Genomic DNA, 22235 nt, shown 5'->3' on the forward strand with positions numbered 1-22235 from the left:
TTATTAAAACTGAGGTGGAAACCTTGATATATCTTGATTATGCAGCAACTACACCCCTGTCAGAATCGGCAGTGAATGCTTTTGTTCAAACTTCAAAAATGTATTTTCAAAACACAGAAAGTCTTCACGAGGGAGGCCAAGCAGCTCGTGATCTATTAGAACATGCTCGGTGTTCTTTAGCTGAGTTGTTAAATAAAGAAAGTGAAGGGATCTATTTTACAGGCGGGGGTTCTGATGGCAATTTTCTAGCTATTACTTCATTAGCGAATGGAGCAAACTATAAAGGAAAACACATTATCTCTTCAAATGTAGAACACCCCTCTATTGATTATGTGCTTAGATTTTTAGAGGAAAGTGGTTATGAGATAACAAGAATACCCATACAAAAAAATGGGAAGATCTCGATCCATACACTGCTGTCCTCAATTCGTCCAGATACTATTCTCGTCACCATTCAGCATGTGAACAGTGAAACGGGAATCGTTCAGGATATCAAAGAAATCGGTGAACATTTAAAAAATCGAGGTGTTTTGTTTCACAGTGATTGTGTTCAATCCTTCGGAAAATGGGAAAAAAATTATTTTCATTCTTTGAACATAGATGCTTTTACAATGTCTGCTCACAAGATAAACGGACCAAAGGGAACGGGTGCTGTATATGTATCACCATCTATTCATATAGCTCCTCTTCTTTCAGAAGTCACACATGAACGTGGATTCCGTGCTGGTACTGTTGATCTCCCATCAATCGTCGCATTCATAACAGCAGCAGAAGAGGCATTCCATTTACAGCAAGATCGCTATCTGCATGCCATTGACATGCGAAAACAACTAAAATCGTCTATACTTAAAGATAGGAATATAATCTTTGAAGACAATGACGACAGCTCTCCATTTATCATTCCAATCCGCGCAAAAGGAATGGAAGGTCAAATCGTGATGCAAGAGCTGGATCGATTAAAAATCGCTGTTTCAACAGGGTCAGCATGCAAGAACGGACAACAAGCACCTTCTAAAACTTTACTGGCCATTGGAAGAACAGAAAGTGAAGCTCATGAATTGGTTAGAATCTCGACCAGTCATCAAACGACTTCTGCAGAAATTGCTTTACTTGGAAAAGCACTTATTGAAATAACAAATACATTCAGATCTGTTAGTGAGGTAATAACAAGATGAGCAACGATAAATTAAAAGGTGAAGACAGACGTTCGCAGCTCATAGCCTGGCTGATGAAAGCTGATAAGCCGCTTAGTGGTTCGATTCTCGCCACTAAAACAAATGTTAGCAGACAGGTTATCGTACAAGACATGTCACTTTTAAAAGCAAGCGGTGAGCCGATCATGGCAACAGCTCAAGGCTATATTTACTTAAAGAACGACTCAAAAAAACAATTCTCTCGTGTGATTGCAGCAAATCATTCTCCAGAAGAAACAACGAGTGAACTAATAACAATTGTGGATTATGGCGTTACAGTTGAAGATGTTACCGTTGAACACCCTGTTTATGGTGATATTAAGGCTTCACTTAAACTCTCCACGCGAAAAGATGTTGAAGATCTGATCCAACGGCTTAAAGATACGAATGCTAGCCTTCTAAGTGAATTAACAGAAGGTATTCACATGCACACTCTATCATCAGACTCAGAGGAGAAGCTCGATAAAGTTTGCGGTGCTTTAAAGGAAAAAGGATTCTTATTATAAGCCAAAAAAATCCCTAGCTGTAACAGCCAGGGATTTCTTTATGCGCCGGTTCCTACTACTTCCACTCGTTCTACCGTTTCCATACGGTTCAATGTGCTTAACAAGTCCTTCATATCTCCTTGAAGCATGTTCGTTTCAATCGTCAATGTAATATGTGCACGTCCTTGTAAGGGAATCGTCTGATTAATCGTTAATACGTTGCATCCTTGGGAAGCAACAACTGTTAACAGACTCGACAGGGCACCGGATCTGTCTTCAAGGTGAATGGATAGTGTTATAATTTTCTCTTTAACCATCGTATGAAACGGAAAGATCCCATCACGGTATTTATAAAATGCACTTCTGCTCAATCCAACTTTTTCTGCAGCTTCTGCGACTGTTTTAACTTTTCCTCGATCTAAGAGAGACTTTGCTTCCAATGCTTTTTGCATAGATTCGGACAACACATCTTCTCTTACCATGTAGTATTGCTGATCATTTTTCATTTAGCTTCCTCCGGTGACTTTCTTACCTTTATTATAATAGGATTTACCTTTCGTGTCTATCTCACACGGACATTTGTATAAAATAAAGACAGCCTACAGAATAGGCTGCCTTCTTTTAATCGATAAATTCGAACTCATATTTTAGGATTCGAACAACATCACCATGCTCTGCTCCACGATCACGCAATGCTTGGTCTACACCAAGAGTACGCATTTGTCTTGCAAAACGCTTTGTTGCTTCTTCTCGAGAAAAGTCTGTCATCTTGAACAACTTTTCAATCTTCGGACCATTGATAACAAAAACACCTGCAGGGTCACGAGTAATATAGAAGCCAGCATCTTCTTTTTCGTGCTTATATAGAACCCTTTGTTGTTCTCCACCATCATCATGAATAAGAGGGAACTCAGGTGTTACTTCAAGAGTATCTGCTGTTGTGAAAAGCACTTCTCTAATACCTTGACGAGAAATCGCAGAAATTGGGAATACTTTTACGTCTTCTCCCACTTTTTCTTTGAACGTTTCAAGGTTTTCTTCAGCACCTGGAATGTCCATTTTGTTAGCTAGTACAATTTGAGGACGTTCCATTAAACGCATGTTGTACTGATTAAGCTCATCGTTTATTTTCACGAAATCATCATAAGGATCTCGGCCTTCCATTCCAGACATGTCGATAACATGTAGGATAACACGTGTTCGTTCGATATGTCTTAAGAATTGATGACCGAGTCCAATTCCTTCGTGAGCACCTTCGATCAAACCTGGAAGGTCAGCCATTACAAAGCTTCTTCCATCCTCTACCGCAACAACTCCTAAGTTAGGAGTGATTGTTGTAAAATGGTACTCAGCAATTTTTGGCTTAGCTGCTGAAACGATCGATAAGAAGGTTGATTTCCCTACACTCGGAAAACCTACTAATCCTACGTCAGCTAAGACTTTCAATTCTAATGTTACTTCTCGTTCTTCACCTGGTTCTCCGTTCTCAGCAATTTCTGGAGCCGGGTTTGCAGGAGTAGCAAAACGAGTGTTTCCACGGCCGCCTCGACCGCCTTTAGCGATGATCGCTTGCTGCTGATGATGTACGAGGTCAGCAATTGTCTCTCCTGTATTAGCATCTGTCACGACAGTACCTGGAGGAACTTTAACAATCATATCGTTCGCTTTTTTTCCATGCATGCCCTTAGACATACCATGTTCACCTCGAGGGGCTTTAAAATGACGATTGTAACGGAAGTCCATAAGCGTTCGTAAACCTTCTTCAACTTCAAAGATCACGTTTGCTCCTTTTCCTCCGTCACCACCAGCAGGACCACCGTCTGGAACGTATTTTTCACGGCGAAATGCAACCATTCCGTTTCCGCCGTCACCTGCTTTTAAATAAATCTTGACCTGATCGACAAACATTTCATTCTCCTCCTTCCATTAGGAAGTTAACTGAATATCAAAATAACACTTATTTTCCTGATTATAGCTTTCGATGAGTAACATGCTTTTATGTGTTGAAAAAATATTTCTCAATACTTCATACGTATCCTTCTCATCTGTTAGCATCCCTTGAAAGGTATAACAAACTCGAAGAGCTGCAGGATCAAATGTAACAGTAAGTGAGTATTCATCATAACCCGAAATGGAATTATTCAACACATCACATACTTCTTTCGTCGTATGTAACAATTCCTCTTCAAATAAGCTGAAATCCCCGCTTTCACCATTTACTTTTCCATACAATTTCACCGGATGCTTCAACCAGTTATATGTTAATAAGTACTCCGATAAATTCGGGGTTTTCAGGTTAGAGATTCTTGATTCTTCCCGTGATAGTTCAATAACTTCATTCATAATCTCTTTTGCCCGCTCTGTGCGGCCAAGTGATAGGTTTGCTTTAATAAGCTGTAGCTGGTTTAGCCAGTCATGCCTGGCGTGGCGCAAAAGATCGACAGTTGTCCATTTGTTTGACATCATCGCACTCCTAGCCTTTCCTTTTAATAGGGCTATACCTTACACCAACAAATTTAGCGCAGTACTTAATACTCTCACAAAGCAAAGAAAAAACTCTAACCAATCTGGTTAGAGTTTTCATCTCCCTCTTACGCTTCTTGCGCGATTGGGTAAACACTTACCTTTTTGCGGTCACGGCCATAACGTTCGAAACGTACAACTCCGTCTACCTTAGCAAATAGTGTGTCATCTCCGCCTTTACCTACGTTTGTACCAGGATAGATCTTAGTACCACGTTGACGGTAAAGAATTGAACCACCAGAAACGAATTGTCCATCAGCACGCTTAGCGCCTAGACGCTTAGACTGTGAGTCACGACCATTCTTTGTGCTACCTACCCCTTTTTTAGAGGCAAAGTATTGAAGGTTTAATTTAAGCATTCGTTGCACCTCCTTCATGTTCAGTCAATTTTATATACTCGCTGTATCCTTCTTCAATGGAAGCAAGGGATACAACCATGCCTTCCAAAAGCCACTGTGTTTTTTGATGTATAGAATCATTAAGATTACCCGGTACGGTTAACGTTAGAAAACCACCATCTTCATGAGTAGTTACTTCTGGCTCATAGCCGCAAAGCTTTTCTATCGCATTGATCGTACCGAATGACACCGCTGTAGCTGCTGCACAAACCAAATCTTGGCCATGTGGAGCAAAATCAGCATGTCCTTCCATCGTAAACGAAAGTATGTCTTGATCGTTGTTCCTGTATATAGAAACTAGAATCATGAGAATTACCCGTTAATTTTTTCAATCACAACTTTTGTGTATGGTTGACGGTGTCCTTGCTTACGACGATAGTTCTTCTTCGCCTTAAACTTGTAGACAACCACTTTTTCGCCACGGCCATGTTTTTCAACTGTTGCCGTAACTGTAGCACCTTCAACTAAAGGAGCTCCTACTTTCAAGCTATCTCCACCTACCATCAATACATCCTCAAATGTTACTGACGCTCCAGCTTCAACATCTAGTTTTTCAACATAGATTGCTTGACCTTCTTCAACTCGAACTTGCTTACCACCAGTTTGAATAATTGCGTACATCAACGTGCACCTCCTCTTATACTCAGACTCGCCATCCCAGGTGTATATAAAATACTTAAAACCTGGTCTGTGCGGTTGGAGCGGGTGCTCCAAACACTAACGAAAAAAGGATACCATGTTTGGCACCCTTATGTCAATGTGAATCTTTTAACATCCTGTTTCTTATTTCATCTATTTTTCCTGATTGTCTGACTGCCATTTCTCTGTTTGACGAACCGATAGATACAAACACTTTAATATCATGCTGTTTCTCTAAATGTTTCAGCTTGTCAGGATTCTTTTTCAGCCATTCAGAAAAGTGTTGTGGCACTTCCATCCATAAAGCCTCGTCATCTTCGTATGTGTATTCTTTCATTATACGATCCATCTCATAATACAACGTTTCCTGGCGCAGGATATACCCATCCATCATATGGCGATCGAACCTTGTAGCAAGAGTCTCAAGTAATGAAGGCCTTTCTTTTTTTCTAGTCATTTCAAACAAGCCCATTTTCGTAAAACCATGCAAAATCATGGTAGCAGAATCATTCTTTAATGCTTCTCGCATAACCTTGTTGATTTGTTCTTTGTCTTCGTTTGACTGCATCGTAATAAAGTCAATGACGATCATGCCGGCAATATTACGCAAACGAAGCTGTTTCATTATTTCTTGTGCAGCTATCTTATTTGTCTCAACAACAGTCTTAGACCGATCTTTTTTTCCAGTGAATTTACCCGTATTCACATCGATCGCTGTTAACGCTTCTGTCACATTAAAATAAAGCGAAGACCCATTCTTTAACCATACTAACGGAGAAAGTGCTTTTTCAATGTCTGTGTCAATTCCTAATTTGCGAAAAAGAGGCTCTTTTTCATTGTACAGTTTAACAGAAAATGGATTTTGAAAGGAAGCCGCATACTCTTTGACATGCTGATACGTTTCATAATCATCAACTATAATTTCTTCTACGTTATGATTTATCCATCTCTCTAAGAGTGGATAAAAAAATGGAGGTTGCACGATTAGATCAGGTGCTTTTTTACCATCTGAGCATTTTTGCACTTCGTTCAATTGTCTTCTAAGACTTTCAAGCTCTTGATTCATTTCGCGCTCAGGAAAATCTTCGCAACCTGTCCGAATGATCAGACCTTCTTGATTATTTATAACAGAATCTCCCCAGTCTTGTAGCATTGCGCGTTGAGATTCTTTTATCTTTTTGGATATTCCAACGTGAGGAGTGAATGGAAAATAAACGAGCAGATGGCCTGTAAACGAAATAAGGGCTGTTAATTTGGCACCTTTATCTCCAGACTCTTCTTTAACGACTTGAACAAGTATCGATTCTCCTTCTTTAATAAGGCTTGAGATGGATACTTTCTTTTGTGCCTCACCAGAAAGTTGTTGATAAGCAGGCAAATCGTCTTTATGAAGAAAGCCGTTCTTGCTCGTTCCAATATCTACAAACACAGCTTGCATGCCAGGCAAAACCTTTTGAACTTTTCCTTTATAGATGTTTCCTGTTAACGGACTTTTAGTCGGTCTATGGACCGCACATTCTATAAGTTTTTCATTCTCCATTAACGCTGTACGTTTTTCCATTCCTACTGCATTGATTACTACGCGCTGCATCGTTCCATTCACATCTCCCTGTTTTTTGCTCTGTATCCTATTCTAACGAAAAACTTTTCCAATTGCACACTCGGGAGAATGATTATGAAAATAAGCTTCTAAGAGTTGCTTTTCATTGATCGTAATAGGATTAAAATTCTTAATAACAATAGAATGGGAAACACCTTTTACCAAGTGATGAGTGACTTTTGAAAGTGACCATGTTGGAGGTACGATAATCGTACGAGTACCTTTTATGCTTGATTGCTGCATTCTGTTCAGCAAGAACCGTATGAACACATAATGTCTGCTGCGCCATTCAAGAATATGAGCTAAGCCTAGGAAAAGACAGATTACCCAAAGGTTCAAATGCGATGGCTGTAAAGAGAGCTGCCATGCACTGCCTATGACCAACAAAGCACCGGATACCATTAAAAACTTCTGCTGTGCTTCTTTGAATGGAATCCATTTGGATACTAGAGCAAATAAAACTTTCCCACCATCGAGTGGCCATATCGGAAGAAGGTTAAATAAAAATAAGGTTAGATTCAAAATAAAAAACCAATAAAAATCATTCGCAGAGATGAGGTTAGTCTGACTTAAGATATATGCGACTCCGGTAAGCCAAATGTGTTGTAACGGACCAAGTACAGCTACCCAAACCTCTTCGTGAATCGGACGTGTGCCATGTTCTTCAACTACGGCTGCACCTCCAAAAGGGAGAAGATCTATTCTTGAAACTCTCCAATTAAAAAGACGGGCACCAGCAAAATGACCCATCTCATGAATTAGAACGACGAAAAACCAGACGATAATCTCCCTAAAATGCCCCGTATAGACCGCACCGAAAATGACGACCCAAAAGGCGGGATTAATCTTTATTTTTCGTATGAATTCTATTATTAATTTAATCAATATCAATCACCTTGCTAGGATCAATGAAACTCTTGTCTTTTTTTATCGCAAAATAAAATTTACCGGACTTCCCATCCTTACTTCCCGATACTTTACCTAATCGAGTACCGCTTTCTACATAATTATATAGCTTAATGGACTTATCAATTTCCTTTAGGTCTCCATACCACGATTCTTGTTCGTCCGAGTGTTGAATGATTACGGTATAACCCAAGTCATCCTTCTTTCCAGCATAAACAATGTAACCACTTTTCGACGTTTCTACATCTTCCTCTTTGCCCGTTTCAATAACGATTCCTTTGCCGTTTGTACTGAACGTCTCATACACCTTACCATCAGCAGGAACAGCAAATACTTCACTGACTTCTTCCGTTTTCTTTTCTTTCTGCAACTTATCTTTCGGAAATAAAGCTAATGGTTTTCCGAACTTATCTTCATACCAATCTTTTGCTGCAGCAAACTGAAACTCATCTTGATATACATGTTTGATAAAGTTTTGCGCCTGAACCGTATGATCATTATTATTCTTAAATGCGATTCCTACAATTAAAAATAAGATAATGGAAAACATAATCTGCATTAACATAGCATGACGGTTGAATAGAGGATGAGATTTCTCCGGTTCGTCCCTGGATGTGATAACCGAGCTACTTTCTTTTGAGCTGCTGTTCTTAGAAATATTACCGTACTTCTTTCGGATTTCATCTGCTCTATTTTTCATAACCGTTCCTCCATTTTTCTCATATATGTACATCCTATGACTTGTCCGTTGGAGATATGAGTAAATGGTTTGTAGATTTGTGCAGCTGAAAATAAAGATTTACATAAGCTCTGTTGTATTCGTAAGTGGTTGATTTCCGTTACAGGTGCTCGCTTTCCGCGGGGCGACCGGTGAGCCCCTTGCCGCTTTGCGCCATTAAGGGTCTCACCTGACCGCTCGTCCCGCAGGAGTCTCGCATCCTCCACTCCAATCAACTTGCAAATGTAGCAAAAAGAAAAAATCCAAAAGCTCCAAAGACAAATTGAATAGTGCAACACCTTACAAGCTTCTCACCGAGCAAACGACAATAAAGACTATACGGTAGGTTTACTAGTAAACAAAGGAAGCACAGTTGCTTTTGACTAAGCGTGAAATGATCAAATCTAAAAAACAAGCATCATGAAAGTCAATAACCGACTTCAAGAACGCCTATGAAATAGCTTTGTAAAATACATCTTTGGTTTGTTGATTGGAGTGCAAGGTGCGAGACTCCTGGGGGATCAGCGGGACAGGCGAGACACCTAAGGACACAAAGTGTCGAGGTGGCTCACCGCACGCCCCCCGGAAAGCGAGCATCCTGGAACGGAAATTAACCACTTTCAAAACCTTCAGAGTAAAGAGCTCAAAAAAAAAGCATCAGCTAGAAGCCGATGCTTATTTCATACCTAATAATGTTTTGATCTTTCCAAAGAAACCTTTTTCTTCTTCTAATGACAGAAGCGGAACAGACTCACCTAAAATTCTTCTCGCAATATTCCGGTATGCGATAGAAGCTTTCGAGTCAGGCTGTAACGCAACTGGTTCACCTTTGTTTGCAGCTTTTATCACGCTCTCATCGTCGATCACGACTCCAAGAAGCTCGATAGAAAGCACGGAAACGATCTCATCAACATCTAACATATCACCGTTCTTAGCCAGATGATTACGAAGACGATTTACAATCAGTTTAGGCGGTTCCATATCCTCTTGTTCTAACAGCCCGATAATGCGATCAGCATCACGCATAGAAGCAGTTTCAGGATTGGTTACTACGATTGATTTATCCGCACCTGCAATGGCATTTTTAAAGCCTTGCTCAATGCCTGCAGGACAATCAATAATGACATAATCGTAATCTTGCTTTAATTCCTGAACGATTGTTTTTACTTGTTCAGGGGTAATGGAAGATTTATCTTTTGTTTGAGCTGCTGGGAGCAGGTACAAACACTCAAAACGCTTATCTTTTATCAATGCTTGTTTAAGTTTGCAGCGTTCTTCTGCTACATCAACAAGATCATAGATGATGCGGTTCTCAAGTCCCATCAATACATCCAAGTTTCTCAACCCGATATCCGTATCTACAAGACATACTTTTTTTCCAGAAAGAGCTAGAGCAGTCCCTAAATTGGCAGAAGTCGTCGTTTTACCGACTCCACCTTTCCCAGACGTTATGACTATTGCTTCTCCCATGCTTCATTCCCCTTTCTATAGCAAACTGTTCAGTTTCGGTCTTAATCGATGAACAGCACTGATTCGATCAATACGAATCTGTTTTTCTTCATTGGATATGTAAGCAAACTCCATCTCATTTCCTAGTTCGGGATAAGAGTCTGGTGCTCTATTAATATGGTGAGCAATCCTAAGTTGAGAAGGCTTCATTACGGATGCTGCAATGATCGCTTCTTCGTTACCTTTTGTGCCGCAGTGAGCGATTCCTTTTAGCGAACCGAGAATATAAATATTCCCTGTCGCCATCACAGTTGCTCCAGGATTTACATCGCCGACCAGAAGCAGGTCTCCTTGTATATCAAGAACCTGACCTGATCTGACGACTTTAGATACGGTCACAACTTGAGCATCTTTTCTCATCTCTTCAGCTTCAGCTTTTGTGATAACATCTGACTCAATATGATCTAGGATAAGATTTTCTTTTTGTTTAAGAACTTCTATTAACTTCTCTTCTTGTTCAGCAGTCAAATAACGGTTCCCTGCTTTTACTTTAACGGAAATTACAGGTCCGCTTAACATTTGGCTGCTTCCGGCGGTTAATTTATCATTAAGCTCCTCGACTAATAGATCGAAGGAACACTTATCATCCAACAATAAAACGAGGCCGTCTTTTGTTCCTTTAATTGTTACGTTGTGCTGGAGTTTTTGTACCATTGCCATTGTTCACCTCAACGTACTAACATTCGACAGCTAGGTCTAAATTCCTCTTTGCAAAAGTTAGTTTTCTTTTAGAGTATCCTTTATTTGGTTCAACTGCTTTACAAACGGATAATAAATGAGTATCGCAAAGAAACCGTTTAAGATGAGGGTAGGCAACAATCTTTTATACAGGAATACATCTAACATCTGAGTACTGATTCCTATAAGACTGTTCAAACCGTATACAAAAAACTCTAATATGGAAACCCCTACTACGGACAGAAGTAAAGTCACGATCAAGTTTCCAAATAAATACCTTGAAAAGATTGATGTAATATAGGCAGTAGCTGCCATAGAGAACAAATAAACACCAATGATGTCTGTATAGAGAAGATCAGTGAGCAAACCAAAAGCAAGTCCGTACAAAAGCCCGTATGTGGTGTTTACATACATGGCAACAAATAAAATTAATACCATTGAAAAACGGGGGACTAGCTGCCAATCCATACTATTATCATGAGGCAAGAAAGCTTGTACTAATGAACTCTCACTAATAAAAGCTAGATAGATAAGAAAAGGAAGAAAGACTTTTTTCATCATTCTTCCTCCTTTTCTCTTAAACTTTCATCCACTGCAGGCATTTCTCGTTCAAGTACCATCACATGATCAATATCATAAAGATCTGCTGAAGGTTTTAAATAAGCAGTTTGTGTCAATCCCACTTCATCTGGTTCAATATCAATTACTTCTCCGATGAGCAGGTTAGGCGGAAAGACATCTCCTAGACCAGAGGTGATCACCTTTTGGCCTTTCTTAATCTTTGCATCTACCGGAATCTTCTTAAACACCAAAGCTTGTTTTTTTGCATCATAACCTTCGATCGTTCCAAAGATGTTCTTCTCACCTTGAACGATAGCAGAGAAACGATTCGTACGATCATTGTCACTTATCAACTGAACGGTTGACTGAAACAAGGAAACATTCGTGACTTTCCCAATAAATCCTTGTGGTGAAATGACTGCCATCTTCGGTTTGATACCATCTTTTTCCCCTTTGTTGATGTAGATAAATTGATTCCACTGATCAGGGGAGCGTCCGATCACAGTACCTTCTCTCACTTTAAAATCGGTAAGATCTTCTTCTTTGTCTAATTGCGCTTTAAGTGTTGCGTTTGTTTTTTTAACTTCCTCATACTGTACATAAAGTTTTGCGTACTCATCTAACCTAGCTTTTAACATTTGATTCTCTTTGTAGAGCTGCTTCATTTCAGCTAAATTCTCAAAGAAACCCGCTAGTGTATTAGCGGGTTTATAGAAAATCGTTTGTGTTAGTCCTGCAGAATCTTTTAAAAACTGTTCAGGTAAGGTTAGGCTTTCCCTTTTTTTCATCGAAAAACCAATCAGAGCTACTAGAATGATAATGCTGACTAGCAGAATGATAAGGCGTTTGTTCGAAAAAAATTGTGGCATGAAAATACACCTACTTACTTGGATTTAGATCTAGAAGTTATACCAGCCTTGGATTTAAAGAGGTGCAGGTTTTCAAGCGCACGGCCAGTTCCAACTGCTACACAATCCAACGCGTTCTCAGCCACAATAACAGGCATCTTCGTCTCTTCACTGATTACTTTATCCAAGTTTCGTAATAAAGCACCGCCACCAGTTAAAACAATACCACGATCCATAATGTCAGCAGCAAGTTCTGGTGGTGTTTTTTCAAGAGTTACTTTAACGGCATCCATAATGCTATTAACAGTATCACGCAACGCACTGGAAACTTCTTCCGCCGTAATCGTAATCGTTTTTGGAAGACCTGTCAACAAATCTCTACCACGGATATCCATATCTTCAATTCCATCCGGCGCACCAGCTGAACCGACTTCTAGCTTAAGAGTTTCAGCCGTTCTTTCACCGATCATAAGATTATAAGTCTTCTTAATATAAGCAATGATCGCATCGTCCATCTCATCACCAGCAATACGAATTGACTGGCTTGTAACGATACCACCTAAAGAGATGATCGCAACTTCAGTCGTTCCTCCACCGATATCAACGACCATGCTACCTGTTGGTTCCCATACAGGAAGATCAGCACCGATTGCAGCTGCAAAAGGTTCTTCGATCGTGTAAGCTTCACGAGCTCCCGCTTGTTTAGTCGCATCTTCAACCGCACGCTTTTCCACTGCAGTAATTCCTGATGGTACACATACCATGACATAAGGTTTACGTGCAAAAACAGAACGGTTTTTTTGGGCTTGCTGAATAAAGTATTTCATCATTGTAGCTGTTGTTTCAAAATCAGCAATAACTCCATCTTTCATAGGTCGTACGGCAACGATATTACCAGGAGTACGTCCAATCATATTCTTAGCAGCATTACCTACCGCTTCAATTGAACCTGTGTCAGTACGCAAAGCAACAACGGAAGGTTCACGCACAACAACACCCTTGCCCTTCACGTAAACAAGTGTGTTTGCAGTTCCTAAATCAATTCCTAAATCTCTTGAAAATCCACCAAACATTTATGTAGACTCCTTTCATCAAGCAAAACTCATAAGTTTGATTATACGCTAAAAAAGAAACAAAAGACAATGTTAAACATATCCTTTTTCTTTTAAACTTACGTATCTTTGATCACCTATTATGATGTGATCCAACACTTCAATTCCTAACATTTTTCCGCATTCTACTAATCTTTTTGTCACTTCAATATCTTCCCTGCTCGGAGCAGGGTCACCGCTCGGATGATTATGAAAACAGATGATTGAAGCACTTGAGCGTTTGAAGCCTTCTTTAAATACTTCTCGCGGATGTACGATAGACGTATTTAGACTTCCGATAAAAACCGTTTTTTTATAAAGCACTTGATTTTTTGTATTTAAATATAAACAAACGAAGTGTTCTTGCTGTAAAAAACGCAGCTCGTCCATCAGATACCTAGCTCCATCTTCAGGTGAACGTATCGTGTACCTTTCTTCAAACTGAAGACGGCTGATCCGTTTTCCGATTTCTATGGCAGCCATCAGTTCCACTGCTTTTGCTGATCCTATACCATTGATCTCTTTCAGTTCACCAATTGTTGCTTCTTTAAGATGCCTTAATCCTTCAAATTGCTGAATGATATGATGGGCAAGCTGGATAGCTGACATTTGCTTCGTACCCGTTCTTAAAAGAATAGCTAACAATTCATAGTTAGAGAGCGCTTCAGGACCATCATTTAAAAGTCTTTCTCGCGGCCTCTCCTGTAATGGGTAATCTTTTATCATAAGCGGCTTCGTTACCACTTACGTCCCCCCTATTATTCAGTCTTCGTGACTGACTCGGTGAAAGAAAACCCGAAATCTTTTAGTGATCGAACCACCTTAGAGATCGGTAATCCTACAACATTGAAGTAATCGCCTTCGATTTTCTCAACTAATAGCGATCCTGATCCTTGGATTCCATAACTGCCAGCTTTATCAAAAGGTTCACCAGTGTTTAAGTACCAATCAATTGTATTTTCATCTAAAGTGTAGAAAGTAACACTTGTCTTAACAGAGAAAATCACTTTTTTTGTTTGATCTATTAAACAGACCCCCGTGTAAACTTCATGTGTTTGACCTGAGAGCATCCTTAACATTTCGGCAGCTTCAATTCGATTCTTAGGTTTGCCAAGACGATTATTTTGATAAGATACGATTGTATCTGCACCTAAGATCACACACTCTGGTTTTTGAGTAAAAATGTCTGCAGCTTTCTGTTCAGCAAGTGATTCTACCAATCGACTTGGAGTAAGGGAGTGATCCATTTTTTCTTCAAGTGTACTTGGATACGTTTCAAATGGAAGAAGCGTTAATGACAGAAGTTCATATCTTCGAGGTGAAGCAGAGGCTAATATGAGGCGTTTCATGTAATCACCTTTCATCTAATTCTTTAATGTATAGTTTCGTATAGATTTACAATAGCAAACTTGTAAAAATTAGACAAATCACGCCGAAAAACATACTTCTATTAGTTTTTCGGTTCTTTACTGCATTTTATGAGGGCAAATGATTAAATTCATTGACGAATTCCGACAAAATTCTTAAAAACCTATCAATCAAGATTTTGTTTTACGCTTTCACAATCAATCTTTTTGGAAACTAAAAAAGTATGACTCAACAATCGAGCCATACCTTAAATTCCTTTAGTTTCTTCATTTCTAAGAATGTTACTTTTCTTTTAATGCAAGTTGATCAGAGTGGAGGGTTGCCGACTCCTATGGGACGAGCGGTCGATCCTAAAAGTAGAAGTGGCTTGTTAAGGCCCGACAAGCAAAAGTTGAATGGGCTATGAAGGAGCACTTTGCTCATCACAGACCGTATAACCTTTGTCCTCGAGGGGCTAGCCACTGCAACTAGACAGGTGAGTCCCTTAATGACGCAAAGCGGCGAGGCGCTCACCTGTCTCCTCATGGAAAGCGATCAACCCGGAGCTTAAATCAACTACTTTCAAAGAGCAATGAATAAGCAAACAGGCTATTTATTTTAATTATTTTAATGTTGCAAGCAGCTTCGTATAAGACTGTAAGCTATCCATTACTTTTTGCTGAAAAGCCCAGTTCAGTTCTCCTTTTTTCGAATCCTTTAACGCTAGAAAGGCACCTTCAAGCTGCTTTTCAAAATCTGAAGCTGCTTTCGTTGTACTTTCACTCCACTTGCCCTTCTGCCCTTTTCCATACTCTTTCCACTTGTTAAAATCGTTCAGTGTCCGATCAAGACCTGATCCACTTATGTCTGGCATCTGAGAAAGGGTAAGCGTATTTTGAAGTAGAATCTGACCATTCGTAAAATAGGTTTCATCTAGCTTTGATGGTGTTTTTAATTGATCAAAAGAAAAAGAGAGCGATTTAAAAAGTGGCTTATCCATTTCTTTTTGATAAGCTTCATTAAATTTATCTAATTGATGCTTCTCATTTCCAATGCCTACGATAACAGAATACTTTTCTTCTTCAGCTTTAAAAACAACTGCTGAAAAGCCTTTATCTTCTATGGTTTTAACAGCTCCTTCAGCTCGATCTTTTGATGAGAAGACACCCGCTTGAAGTGCTGAAAAATCTAATTTGATTGGCCTGATTGTTACGGATTTACCAGAGTCAGCTACTTTTTCTGTAGCAACTGTTGATGCTTCTGTCACTTTATCTCCAGCTTCCGTGATATCGGAGGAGAATACCGTTAAGACTAATACTCCTAAAATTGTTCCTGTAACGATAGCTCCTATAATCGCTGCAACAATTTGCTTAGGAAAGCCTTTCCCATTATTCGGAACAAGGAAGCTTGTCCTCTTGTTCAACACATGTCCGTTCTTTCTTTTAAAGAAGTTTTCACGTTTCTTAAGAGAAGTTGCCAGAATCGTATATCCGCCTCTGTTCACTTCCTCGATGGCAGCAGCAACCTCATTATGAGCGGGCTGCTCTTTAACAGATGTTTGATCTTCACTATAGTTCTTTTCTTTACCATTGATCAAGATGGATATCTCTTGTTTCATATCATCCGCTCCTCTCTATCATCTACTAAAACATATGCTATTTTTGTTTTAATAGAACAAGAAAAAGATAGGAACACAAAAAAAATCCAGGCGTGAAACTGCCTAGATTTTTATCCGATATAAGCGGCGACTTTATTTCTTCCTTGTTGTTTTGCACCTGTATACATGGCACGATCTGCGTTTCGTACTAATGTAAGTGCATCTTCTCCTTGATGAGGAGCGGTTGCAACCCCGATACTTGCAGTTATGTAGATCGTATGTCTGCATTGGTCGGTGAGGTCATTATGTATATCAAATCCTTGATCAGAAATTACAGAACGAAGCTGTTCAGCTAATTGGATACCCGCTCTATCCCCTGATTCAGGTAGCAAGATAATAAACTCCTCTCCACCATACCTGGCAACTGTTCCTCGATCACCAATAAATTCTTCTAGTCTTTTAGCTAAAAGGATCAATACTTCATTTCCACTTTGGTGACCGTATGTATCATTTACTTTTTTGAAGTGATCAATATCTAATAAGATGATTGAGAACTGCTTCCTAAAATACTCATAATTTTGGTACATTTCGGTAAGAATGCTCTCAAAATATCGATAATTATATAAACCTGTTAAAGGACATTGTTCACTTTTTAACTTTGTGGATTCGTAGTTTCTTGCGTTATCGATCGCTACTGCCAAGTAGTTTGCTAAGATTTCAAGGATGATGAGGTGATGCTTCTGAAAAGCGTGTTTTTCTTTCGATGCAAAGGTAATGATACCTACGATTTTTTGATTTCTGATCATAGGCACCGAGAGTACAGACTGTGCTTTTCCTTGAAAGAAAACGTTCGATATCTTACGCCATGGCTTCAATTTGCTATAACGTATACTTTTTCCTGTCGACCATACTCTACCACTAATAGCTTCATGTTTTTTGATAGGTACTGTGGTGAGTATGCCTTCTTCACTTTCATATTGGCGTATGATCTTAAGATTTTCTCCCGCATCCGCATCATATATAAACGCAAAATCAACATTCATAAAACCGATCAGTCTTTCTATAAAAACATCCAATATGTGATTTACCTTTAAATGTTCAGAAAGCTGCTGGCCGATCTCACTCGCTTTTTGAAGAGCATCGTTAATCTGTTGACTAACATGATAGAGATTAATAATGATAGATAATGAAAGAAATGGTAGGCCAACATAAAAGATTCCAGGACGCCCTAGCTGAGAGTATAGAACAAATAGCATGAGGCCAACAGGAATAGCTAGAACCTCCGAAACGAGGTCCCATACAGCATCACGCTCAAAAAAAGCAACGTCTTCTTCGTATAGTACTTTTACGATAAAGTAAAGACCAACATGATTTAAAACCAACCCCGTTAAAACATATGCGACTACAGGAATCAAATTAATAGATTCATCAACTGCAAACGGTCCCACTTCACCTCCAAAGAGATGAAACACCGAGCTCTCACAGATAATTAGCCATGTAAACATAAGGCTGTTCGCCATATATCTATAATACTCTTTTATGACATGAACCTTTAGAGAGATAAACATGGCTAAAACTGATAATAGCGTCATATATAACGCAACAGTCAGCCCATAGTAAAGAAATACGGCTAGGTTGATTCCAGACATGAAGGAGATGTTCGTATTCATCACTTTGATCGGGAAACAAGAAACAACGATCGCTAAAAAGCTTATAATACCAAGGTCGATTACATTGATATCAGGCTGGTTACTCGTCATCTGAACAGCCGTCCAAATAGCGAGTGGGAAAAAGAAAATCCATGCCGCTATAAGAATCATACGTTTTTTTCTATTTACCATACGAGTCGCCACCACCTTGTCCCCCTTCCAAATAAGGAATGTTTAAAATACACAACTTTTTTACTAGGACAAATTCATTATCTTTTATTTTATCAAAAGTTCTAAAAATTACAATAAATGTTATTCCAAATTTGTAAATGTTTTTCTAATTTCTGAAATAAAGTAGAGCGATCCTGTAATGATGAGAATATCATCTTCCTCTAATTGGTCTTTTAAATGTTGCAATGCCTCTTTCCAAGAAGAGATGCTATATGAATTTTCCAGAGGGCTTTCTGCCAATAATTGTTCCGCAGATGCTGCTCTTGGAAAATCAAAGGATGTAAAACACGCTTCGTACACGACACTTACCAAGTCTTGCATCATCGTTGCATACGCCTTATCTTCCAAAGCCGCAAACAAAAGAAAGATTCGCTTAGATCCATAATGATTGATCAGTGTTTGTTTAAGTGCTGCAACACCTTGTTGGTTATGAGCCCCATCAATTATTATATCGGGTGAATGTGATACTTTTTCAAATCTTCCAGCCCAAATTGCTTCGCGAAGTCCATCCATTAACGTAGAGAGCGAAATATTAAACTTGCCAGACCTTGTTAAATGCTTAACAGCTGCCACTGCTAATCCAGCATTTTTAATTTGGTGCGTTCCCATCATAGAAATCTCAAGTTCTATACCTCTATGAACTTCAGAATCTGTATAGAGAAATCTTTCACCACTATTTGTACTTTCTACGTGTACAACAGAAAAATCACGATCAAGGTAATGGTTCTCTGCATTCATTTCCTTCGCTTTACGATCGATCACTTCACGTGCTTCAGATTGATCTGCTGTTGTAATGATAGGTACACAACGCTTGATGATCCCAGCCTTTTGAAAGGCAATCTCTTTTAGCGTTTCACCGAGTATGCCCATATGATCAAAGCCTATGTTTGTAATGAGGCTTAATATCGGTGTTATTACGTTAGTAGAATCGTAAAGACCCCCAAGCCCTGTTTCATATACAACAATATCAGGCTGTTTATCAGCGAAGTAAAGAAGTGAGATTACGGTGATCACTTCAAACTCGGTAGGACTTCCTAGATTGGTTAAAGAAACTTCTTCAACAAGAGGCTTCACGATTCTTGCATAATGAAGCAGTTCTTCGTCTGCAATAGGTACCCTGTTCAATGATACCCTCTCATTGAAAGAAATGAGATAAGGAGATGTGAACGTACCTACAGAATAACCCGCTTTATTCATGATGCTTCTTATATATTCTACAGTTGACCCCTTACCATTCGTGCCTGCAATATGTATACACGTTATCTTCTTTTCGGGGTTGCCTGTTCGTTCTAAGAGCCATTCCACTCGTTTCAGACCAGGTTTTATACCAAATTTCAATAAGCTATGAATCCACTCTAGTGCTTCCTTGTAAGAATTCAAGTTAATTCCGCCTTTCTAACCATAAAGAAGGCGAATCCCTGCTGAAATAAGGATCCGCCTCATATAGATGATGTGTTAGCTTTGAAGTTCTTTAATACGCGCTAATACGTTATCATATTTCTCTTGATAATCCGCTTCTTTTGCACGCTCTTCTTCTATAACCTTTTCAGGTGCTTTCTTCATAAAGCCTTCATTGCTTAATTTTTTCTGTACGCGCTCTACTTCTTTCGCGTATTTCTCAGCTTCTTTTTCAAGTCTCTTAATTTCTTCATCGATATTTAACAACCCTTCAAGTGGAAGGTACATTTCTAAACCTGTTAAAATCGTGCTCATGCTCTTCTCAGGTGCTGAAATCTCATCTGAGATGATAAGTTCGCCTGGGTTACAGAAACGCACTAAATAATGACGATTTGATTCGAGTGCTGAAAGGATCTCTTTATTCTTTGGTTTGATCTGTAGTTCAACTGGCTTACTCGGAGCAACGTTCATTTCAGAACGGATGTTACGAACTGAACGGATCACTTCTGTAATCAGCGCAAATTCTTTTGCTGCTTCAGGGAAATGAAGATCTTCACGCTTTTCTGGCCAAGAAGCAATAGTGATCGATTCACCTTTATGAGGCAAGTGCTGCCAGATTTCTTCTGTAATAAATGGCATGAAAGGATGAAGCAATCTTAGCGTTTGGTCTAACACATGTGCTAGAACAGAACGAGTCGTTTTCTTCGCTTCTTCATCTTCCCCATAGAGTGGAAGTTTCGCCATTTCGATATACCAGTCACAAAGATCATCCCAGATAAAGTTATAAAGCAGGCGTCCCACTTCTCCAAATTCGTATGCATCGATCAAACGTGTGATATCTTCTGCCGTTTCATTCAATCGCGTTAAAATCCATTGATCAGCTAGTGATTTCTTTCCACTTAGATCAATCTCATCGTATTGCATACCATCCATATTCATCAATGCAAAACGAGATGCGTTCCAGATCTTGTTAGCAAAGTTCCAAGTAGACTCTACTTTTTCCCAATAAAAACGAAGGTCGTTTCCTGGTGAACTTCCTGTTGATAAGAAGAAACGCAAAGCATCAGCGCCATACTTCTCGATCACATCCATCGGGTCAACACCGTTACCGAGTGATTTACTCATCTTTCTTCCTTCGGAGTCACGTACGAGCCCGTGAATCAGCACATCGTTAAACGGCTTTTGTTCCGTAAATTCGATCGATTGGAAGACCATTCTTGAAACCCAGAACGTAATGATATCGTAACCTGTTACGAGTACATTTCCTGGGAAGTAACGCTTGTAATCAGCAGCTTCTTCGTCAGGCCATCCCATCGTTGAGAACGGCCAAAGAGCTGATGAGAACCACGTGTCAAGAACATCTGTATCCTGCTCCCAATTTTCGGGATCTTTCGGCTCCGTTTTACCAACGTAGATCTCTCCCGTTTCTTTATGGAACCAAGCCGGGATTCTGTGACCCCACCAAAGTTGACGCGAGATACACCAATCACGAATGTTTTCTATCCAACGCATATACGTATTCTCGAAGCGATCAGGAACAAAGTTTATTTTATCTTCACCTTTTTGAAGCTTGATCGCTTCGTCTGCTAAAGGCTGCATCTTAACAAACCATTGTGTTGAAAGATATGGTTCAACAACCGCTCCACTTCGCTCAGAGTGTCCAACAGAATGAATATGCTCTTCAATCTTAAACAAAATACCTTGCTCTTGAAGATCTTTAACGATCTGCTTTCGACACTCAAATCGGTCGAGTCCTTGGTAAGCACCAGCATTGTCATTCATCTGACCGCCTTCATCCATTACAAGGATACGCTCAAGGTTGTGTCTGTTTCCGATCTCAAAGTCATTTGGATCATGAGCAGGTGTGATTTTTACAGCTCCTGAACCAAATTCCATATCAACATAATCATCTCCAACAATTTCGATCTCACGTCCAACGATTGGGAGGATAGCTTTTTTGCCGATTAGGTGTTGATAACGTTCATCTTTCGGATGAACAGCGATTGCTGTATCACCAAGCATCGTCTCAGGGCGAGTAGTTGCTACTTCGATATGTCCAGATCCATCAGCTAGTGGATACTTCATATGATAGAACGCACCTTGAACATCTTGGTGGATAACTTCAATATCAGAAAGAGCTGTTTTCGTCTTTGGATCCCAGTTAATGATATATTCACCACGGTAGATCAAGCCTTTTTCATAAAGGGTAACAAAAACTTCTTTAACTGCATCAGACAATCCCTCATCTAATGTAAAGCGTTCACGGGAATAATCTAAGCCGAGCCCTAATTTTGCCCATTGATTACGAATAAACTCTGCATACTCTTCTTTCCATTCCCAAGACTTCTCTAAAAACTTTTCACGGCCTAAATCGTATCGAGAAATCCCCTCTTCACGAAGCTTTCCTTCTACTTTTGCTTGGGTTGCAATACCAGCATGATCCATCCCAGGCAGCCATAGAACATCGTATCCTTGCATACGTTTTGTACGTGTTAAGATGTCTTGAAGCGTTGTGTCCCATGCATGCCCGAGGTGTAGTTTCCCTGTAACGTTAGGAGGTGGGATTACGATCGTATACGGCTGTTTACCCTCTTCGCTCTTTGCTTCAAAAAATTTACCTTTCAACCAAAAATCATAACGATTTTCTTCTGTAGCCTTCGGATCATATTTCGTTGGCATCGTCAGTTCTTTCTGTTCGTTCGTCATTCTATTCTCCTCCTTTATTTCTAAAAAAACAAAAAAGCCCTTTCGTCAAAAAGGACGAAAGGACTCCGCGGTACCACCTTTATTTACGGCAAGTCTAAATAGACTTGCTGTACACTCATGAATAACGGATGGACCGTCTTCTCCTACTTCGAGTTTCA

22 protein-coding genes and 2 other annotated features (1 of these 24 only partly in view) are annotated in these 22235 nt (G+C 39.6%); of the genes, 2 read left to right on the forward strand and 20 right to left on the reverse strand.

Features of this window, described 5'->3' with window-relative positions; translation table 11 throughout:
* Positions 1-23 precede the first annotated feature (23 nt).
* Complete coding sequence (locus tag IHV09_RS16120) at positions 24-1175, forward strand: IscS subfamily cysteine desulfurase (RefSeq protein WP_197264963.1); 1152 nt, start codon at positions 24-26, stop codon at positions 1173-1175.
* Positions 1172-1699: a transcription repressor NadR gene (locus IHV09_RS16125; RefSeq protein ID WP_197131284.1), complete on the forward strand. Its 528-nt coding sequence runs from the start codon at positions 1172-1174 to the stop codon at positions 1697-1699. The genes IHV09_RS16120 and IHV09_RS16125 overlap by 4 nt, the downstream gene beginning before the upstream one ends.
* Positions 1700-1737: 38 nt before the next feature.
* On the opposite strand, the gene IHV09_RS16130 is transcribed toward IHV09_RS16125, so the two are convergent.
* From IHV09_RS16130 to IHV09_RS16225, 20 genes are all read right to left on the reverse strand, one after another.
* The gene (locus IHV09_RS16130) at positions 1738-2184 is read right to left on the reverse strand and encodes an ACT domain-containing protein (RefSeq protein ID WP_137788756.1); all 447 of its coding nucleotides are present in this window, start codon (positions 2182-2184) and stop codon (positions 1738-1740) included.
* A gap of 115 nt (positions 2185-2299) precedes the next feature.
* The gene (gene obgE, locus IHV09_RS16135) at positions 2300-3586 is read right to left on the reverse strand and encodes a GTPase ObgE (protein ID WP_197131287.1); all 1287 of its coding nucleotides are present in this window, start codon (positions 3584-3586) and stop codon (positions 2300-2302) included.
* Positions 3587-3604: 18 nt separating this feature from the next.
* A complete protein-coding gene (locus tag IHV09_RS16140; RefSeq protein ID WP_171005400.1) occupies positions 3605-4141 on the reverse strand; it encodes a Spo0B domain-containing protein in 537 nt (178 codons plus the stop codon).
* Positions 4142-4269: 128 nt separating this feature from the next.
* A complete protein-coding gene (gene rpmA, locus IHV09_RS16145) occupies positions 4270-4560 on the reverse strand; it encodes a 50S ribosomal protein L27 (protein WP_066239506.1) in 291 nt (96 codons plus the stop codon).
* Positions 4553-4906: a ribosomal-processing cysteine protease Prp gene (locus IHV09_RS16150; protein ID WP_197131293.1), complete on the reverse strand. Its 354-nt coding sequence runs from the start codon at positions 4904-4906 to the stop codon at positions 4553-4555. Before IHV09_RS16150 ends, rpmA begins: the two co-directional genes overlap by 8 nt.
* 5 nt (positions 4907-4911) lie before the next feature.
* On the reverse strand, positions 4912-5220 hold the full coding sequence (gene rplU / locus IHV09_RS16155) for a 50S ribosomal protein L21 (RefSeq protein WP_066396525.1): 309 nt from the start codon (positions 5218-5220) through the stop codon (positions 4912-4914).
* A 14-nt stretch (positions 5221-5234) separates the two neighbouring features.
* Positions 5235-5307, reverse strand: a sequence feature (ribosomal protein L21 leader region).
* A gap of 46 nt (positions 5308-5353) precedes the next feature.
* Entirely contained in the window at positions 5354-6841 is a 1488-nt protein-coding gene (locus tag IHV09_RS16160) for an Rne/Rng family ribonuclease (protein ID WP_370568993.1), read from the reverse strand.
* A gap of 30 nt (positions 6842-6871) precedes the next feature.
* Positions 6872-7723, reverse strand: coding sequence for a site-2 protease family protein (locus IHV09_RS16165; protein ID WP_197264965.1), 852 nt, complete (start codon positions 7721-7723; stop codon positions 6872-6874).
* Complete coding sequence (locus IHV09_RS16170) at positions 7716-8444, reverse strand: M23 family metallopeptidase (protein ID WP_197264966.1); 729 nt, start codon at positions 8442-8444, stop codon at positions 7716-7718. Before IHV09_RS16170 ends, IHV09_RS16165 begins: the two co-directional genes overlap by 8 nt.
* A 693-nt stretch (positions 8445-9137) precedes the next feature.
* The gene (gene minD, locus IHV09_RS16175) at positions 9138-9932 is read right to left on the reverse strand and encodes a septum site-determining protein MinD (RefSeq protein ID WP_197264967.1); all 795 of its coding nucleotides are present in this window, start codon (positions 9930-9932) and stop codon (positions 9138-9140) included.
* A 15-nt stretch (positions 9933-9947) separates the two neighbouring features.
* Positions 9948-10625, reverse strand: a complete 678-nt coding sequence (gene minC, locus IHV09_RS16180; protein ID WP_197131311.1) for a septum site-determining protein MinC — start codon at positions 10623-10625, stop codon at positions 9948-9950.
* A 63-nt stretch (positions 10626-10688) separates the two neighbouring features.
* The gene (mreD, locus tag IHV09_RS16185) at positions 10689-11207 is read right to left on the reverse strand and encodes a rod shape-determining protein MreD (RefSeq protein WP_197131315.1); all 519 of its coding nucleotides are present in this window, start codon (positions 11205-11207) and stop codon (positions 10689-10691) included.
* Positions 11207-12079, reverse strand: a complete 873-nt coding sequence (mreC, locus tag IHV09_RS16190; protein WP_197131317.1) for a rod shape-determining protein MreC — start codon at positions 12077-12079, stop codon at positions 11207-11209. Before mreC ends, mreD begins: the two co-directional genes overlap by 1 nt.
* 14 nt (positions 12080-12093) lie before the next feature.
* Complete coding sequence (locus IHV09_RS16195; RefSeq protein ID WP_137788747.1) at positions 12094-13131, reverse strand: rod shape-determining protein; 1038 nt, start codon at positions 13129-13131, stop codon at positions 12094-12096.
* Positions 13132-13203: 72 nt separating this feature from the next.
* On the reverse strand, positions 13204-13875 hold the full coding sequence (gene radC / locus IHV09_RS16200) for a RadC family protein (RefSeq protein ID WP_197132108.1): 672 nt from the start codon (positions 13873-13875) through the stop codon (positions 13204-13206).
* Between the two features lie 32 nt (positions 13876-13907).
* The gene (locus tag IHV09_RS16205) at positions 13908-14498 is read right to left on the reverse strand and encodes a Maf family protein (RefSeq protein ID WP_197131319.1); all 591 of its coding nucleotides are present in this window, start codon (positions 14496-14498) and stop codon (positions 13908-13910) included.
* A gap of 620 nt (positions 14499-15118) precedes the next feature.
* Complete coding sequence (locus IHV09_RS16210) at positions 15119-16114, reverse strand: hypothetical protein (protein WP_197131321.1); 996 nt, start codon at positions 16112-16114, stop codon at positions 15119-15121.
* Positions 16115-16224: 110 nt separating this feature from the next.
* Positions 16225-17946: a GGDEF domain-containing protein gene (locus IHV09_RS22460; RefSeq protein ID WP_197264968.1), complete on the reverse strand. Its 1722-nt coding sequence runs from the start codon at positions 17944-17946 to the stop codon at positions 16225-16227.
* A gap of 108 nt (positions 17947-18054) precedes the next feature.
* A complete protein-coding gene (locus tag IHV09_RS16220; protein WP_231618362.1) occupies positions 18055-19353 on the reverse strand; it encodes a bifunctional folylpolyglutamate synthase/dihydrofolate synthase in 1299 nt (432 codons plus the stop codon).
* 75 nt (positions 19354-19428) lie between these two features.
* Positions 19429-22077 carry a valine--tRNA ligase gene (locus IHV09_RS16225; RefSeq protein ID WP_197193754.1) on the reverse strand — a complete coding sequence of 883 codons (2649 nt, stop codon included), beginning with the start codon at positions 22075-22077 and terminating at the stop codon, positions 19429-19431.
* Between the two features lie 47 nt (positions 22078-22124).
* Positions 22125-22235 (reverse strand) — a binding site (T-box leader); it runs 112 nt beyond the window's last position.

Origin of the sequence: Fictibacillus sp. 23RED33 (assembly GCF_015903925.1) — a bacterium.
Classification (GTDB): domain Bacteria; phylum Bacillota; class Bacilli; order Bacillales; family Fictibacillaceae; genus Fictibacillus; species Fictibacillus phosphorivorans.